The organism is Butyricicoccus sp. (assembly GCF_050872565.1).
Classification (GTDB): Bacteria; Bacillota; Clostridia; order Oscillospirales; family Butyricicoccaceae; genus Butyricicoccus_A.
In genome coordinates this window covers 1-4,166 of sequence record NZ_JBNMHC010000198.1, presented here as the reverse complement: position 1 = coordinate 4,166, position 4,166 = coordinate 1, and the positions used below count along the sequence as shown (strand labels likewise).

The 4,166-nt window shown below is 50.8% G+C and carries 4 protein-coding genes; all 4 read right to left on the bottom strand.

The window, feature by feature from the left end:
- Positions 1–1,013, bottom strand: a 1,013-nt coding sequence (locus ACR0P9_RS08505) for an HlyD family efflux transporter periplasmic adaptor subunit (RefSeq protein WP_432619193.1), incomplete at its 3' end; no start/stop codon positions are given.
- 27 nt (positions 1,014–1,040) lie between these two features.
- The gene (hfq, locus tag ACR0P9_RS08500; RefSeq protein ID WP_432619191.1) at positions 1,041–1,283 is read right to left on the bottom strand and encodes an RNA chaperone Hfq; all 243 of its coding nucleotides are present in this window, start codon (positions 1,281–1,283) and stop codon (positions 1,041–1,043) included.
- A gap of 36 nt (positions 1,284–1,319) precedes the next feature.
- Positions 1,320–2,264, bottom strand: coding sequence for a tRNA (adenosine(37)-N6)-dimethylallyltransferase MiaA (miaA, locus tag ACR0P9_RS08495; RefSeq protein ID WP_432619189.1), 945 nt, complete (start codon positions 2,262–2,264; stop codon positions 1,320–1,322).
- Positions 2,264–4,166, bottom strand: a 1,903-nt coding sequence (mutL, locus tag ACR0P9_RS08490; RefSeq protein ID WP_432619187.1) for a DNA mismatch repair endonuclease MutL, incomplete at its 5' end; no start/stop codon positions are given. The genes mutL and miaA, both read right to left, overlap by 1 nt.

Sequence of the window (4,166 nt, the reverse complement as noted above, 5' to 3'; positions counted from 1 at the left end):
TCCATATCTTCCGACTGGAAAATGACCAGCGTGCTGTCGCTGCTCTCATCATCGCGCACTGCCTGCACCGTCGCAGAGACATCTCGGTTTACCTGCGAAAAGCGAAGCTTGACCGTATTGCCCTGTTTGAGGCTCTTAGCGTCTGTGTCGCTGACCTTCGCCGCATAGTACCAAACGTATCCGGATACAACTTTTCCCTTGCCGGATGTTGATTTCGGCTCTTTTTGTCCCAGCTTTTCCAACGAGGACAACGTCAGGTTGTCCACAACGTCCGGCGTAAAGATACTCTCGTATCCATCGGCGGACTCGCAAAAATAGCCTGCACACGGAGAATAGATGCTGGTCGTCTTGCCGTCCAGACGCGACTCCAGCGAAGCTGCCTGTTTTTTCAAGCTGGCAAGCTCTTTTTTGATGTCTTTGCTGTTATCGGAAATCGAACCGCTCTTTAAAATCAGCTGACGAAGCTCGGAAGTAATGGGGGTAATCTGCCCCAGCGAACCGTTCTCTACCTGCTCGCACAGTGTATTCATCTGATCGATGATCTTCTGATTGAGACGGCTGGAGTTGGTCGTCGTGGAAGATGTCGAGCTGAATGTCTCCAGCTGTTCGATGTTGTCAGTGATATTTTTTAATTCTCGACTGACAGTCAGCGCATCCTGATTGGAATATTCGGTGACGAGTGCCGCACCTTTCGATACTTTATCGCCATCAGAATAATTGTACTCCACCGTATCGCCTTCTGCAATATCTACTGCCTGCTCTTGTCGAATAAAATATCCGCTCGCAGAGAAAGAGTCATCGAGAGATACCTGCTGTGCCGGTGTCGTCTTGACCGGATTGTAATGACTGATGGCAAATCCAGCAATGCTGTAAACAAAAATAATCACAAAAATGATGATCGGTATCCGAAGTGCTCGGTTGAGTTGCAGCCCGCCGATCCGCCATACATTGGATGTTTTATTGGATGTTTTATCGGAATCATTCCGCCGAAACGGATTTCCTTTGAATGCCATAGAAAGTACTCCTCCGAACAGAGGGTCTTATGCCGTGACAGTTTCCTTTCTGCCGTTCATTTCCAGTCTGCGCTGCGGAATCACCGTGGAAATGGCGTGTTTGTAAATCATCTCCTGCTTTCCGTCGCAGTCAAAGAGAATGACAAACGTGTCAAATCCGCGCACCACACCGCGCAGCTGAAATCCATTGGTGAGAAAGACCGTCAACGGAACTCTGTCCTGCCGTGCCCTGTTTAAAAAGGTGTCTTGTAAATTGATTTCGGTTTTCATTATAATAGAATCCTCCCGTGATGTATAGAGATACTTTCAATATGTTACACCACGTTCAGATAAAATTTCTGTCACTTGCTGAAGAATTCCGGAAAAATCTTCCGGCGCATCGTATTGCAGCCAGTGCACGCGCTTGTCTCGCCGCAGCCATGTCAGCTGCCGCTTGGCATAATTGCGCGATGCCCGCTTGAGGGTGTCCAAACAGACGTCTAAGCTCTCTCGCCCTTCCAGATACGGCACCAATTCTTTGTAACCGATGGCTTGTCCCGCCGTTCCAACGATTTTTCCGCCCTTCCATAGGCGTTCCGTTTCTTCGACAAGTCCCTGTTCCGCCATCTGATCGACACGACGGTCGATGCGGTCGTACAGCATCTGTCGGTCAGAGGGACACAGCGCAAACAAAATCGCATCGTATTTTGGCTCTGGCCGTTTATTCTTTTCGTTCCACTCGTTAATCGTCATGCCGGTCTGCTCGTACACTTCCAGTGCCCGCACAACACGCTTGACATTATTTTCATGGATGCGCTGTGCGGATACTGGATCGACAGCGCGCAGCATTTCATGCAGCGCATGAGCGCCCTGTTCCCGCGCAATGGCGTTGTATTTTTCTCGCGCTTCCAAATTGGTCTCGTCACCGGAAAATACACTGCCCTCAATGAGTGCGTCTAGATACAATCCTGTGCCGCCGCACACAATCGGAATTTTTCCGCGCGACAAAATATCTTGCGCACAGGCATCCGCCATCTGCTGATATTTCGCCACAGAAAATGTTTCTCCGGCGTCTGCCACATCAAACATATGATGCACAACGCCATCTCGTTCTTCTATACTCGGCTTTGCTGTTCCAATGTCCATACCGCGGTACAGCTGCATGGAATCCGAGGAAATAATCTCGGTATCCAGTTGTTTCGCCAACGCAATGGACAATGCTGTTTTGCCGGAAGCTGTCGGTCCGGCAATACAAATAAGCTTCTGTTTCATCACTGATTCACCCGCTTAAACATCTTATCCAACTCATACTTGGTCAATCGAACTGTCACCGGTCTGCCATGCGGGCAGCAGGTCACTTCTGGGTCAGACAGCACGCGGTCACACAGCGATTGCAGCTCTTCCATGCTGGTTTTCCAGCCGCCCTTAATCGCCGCTTTGCACGAAACCGTGTGAATCAAATCATCCAGACGGTCGGGTACCGGCGTGCGGCGATCCATCAGCTTTTGCGCCATTTCAGAGACAGTCATCGACAGATCCCCGGCATCAATATATGCCGGTGCTTCACGCACCGCAACACTGTGCTGTCCAAACGGTTCCATGGCAAAGCCAATCGATTGAATTTGTTCCATACCATCCATGACCGCCGCATATTCCTCGCCGGACAAATCGACCACAACCGGTTGCAACAGCATCTGTGTCGGAATATCCACTTGTTTTCTCAGCTGATTGAACAAAATGCGCTCGTGCGCGGCGTGCTTATCGATGAGAATCAAGCCACTTGCATCTTCTGCCAAAATATACGTGTCAAAGCAGCTGCCAATCACATGAGCCTTTGGCATATCATCAAGCAACGTTTCTTTCGGCGGTTCCGAAACAGGTTCTTTTTCCGGAACCTGTTCTACTTCCGGCTGCGACAACTTCTCACTCTGTTTTGTTATCTGCGACACCGGCTCTGCAAAAACATCCGGCCTTGTCGGTTTAATGGTCGGCTTTGGCTTTGGTGTGCCAATATTGCTCAGCACGCGCTCATCTCGGTCATCCACGTCAATAAACGGTAAAAAGCTCGAACGCTTTGGTGCAGGTGACGCGCTGCCTCTGGACACCGGAGCTGCCTGATAGGTGCTTTCTTGCTCCAGCCGGTCAATCTTCGTGTGCATCGGTTCCGAACGCTGCGGTGTCATGCGAATTGCCGAGCGAGAAATAACTTCTGTCTTTTCTTTCGGCTCCGGCTGCCGGGTCGGCAGCACCTCTGCCAGCGGCTTTTGCGGCTTCGCCTCAATCTCCGGAATATTTTCTTCTCCCGCCAGCGCATTTTTCACTGCGGCGTAAACCGCGGAGAATACTTTTTTCTCCTCCGCAAATTTTACTTCTGTCTTTGCCGGATGGACATTGACATCTACCAGTCCCAGCGGCAATTCCAGGCAAATACAGCCATAGGGGAATTTTCCGGTAATAATGCTGTTGCGATATGCTTCCTCCATCGCCGCCTGTATCAGCTTGGATTTGATAAATCGTCCGTTGACGAAAAAGTGCTGATAGGTTCGATTGGAGCGCGGCGCATGTGGTTTGGAGATATATCCCCAAACCCGAATGTCATGAAGTGTATGCTCTGGCATCTCGATGAGATTTTTAGACAGCTCTTTGCCAAATACGCTGAATACCGCATTTTTCAAGCTGCCGTTTCCCGGAGAGTGGAACACATTCTTTCCATCCCGAATGCAGTGAAAACTGATTTCCGGGTGGCTTTCTGCGGCGTGCTCGACCACAGATAAAATATATCCCGCCTCGGTAAAGTCTTTTTTCAAAAACTTCATGCGCGCCGGTGTATTGTAAAACAGATCGCGGATGAGAAATGTCGTGCCGTCCGGGCAGCCTGCCGGCTCATTTGCCGTCATTTTTCCGCCTTCCAACGCCACATGAACGCCTTCCATGCATCCGGTCTGTTTGGTAAACAGCTCGACGCGCGCAACGGCACTGATGGCAGCAAGTGCTTCGCCGCGGAATCCCAGCGTGCCAATGCTGCTCAGATCCTCCCGCGTGCGAATCTTGCTCGTCGCATGGCGGCGAAACGCAATCGGTGCGTCCTCCGGTGCCATGCCGCAGCCGTTATCGCGAACACGCAAATATGTGATGCCGCCATGCTCCAATTCAACTGTGATCTGTGTCGCACCG

What these genes read in the sequence shown, in the direction of transcription:
- hfq (WP_432619191.1), bottom strand. Translation starts at nt 1,283, where the DNA reads ATGAAAACCGAAATCAATTTACAAGACACCTTTTTAAACAGGGCACGG.
- miaA (WP_432619189.1), bottom strand. Translation starts at nt 2,264, where the DNA reads ATGAAACAGAAGCTTATTTGTATTGCCGGACCGACAGCTTCCGGCAAA.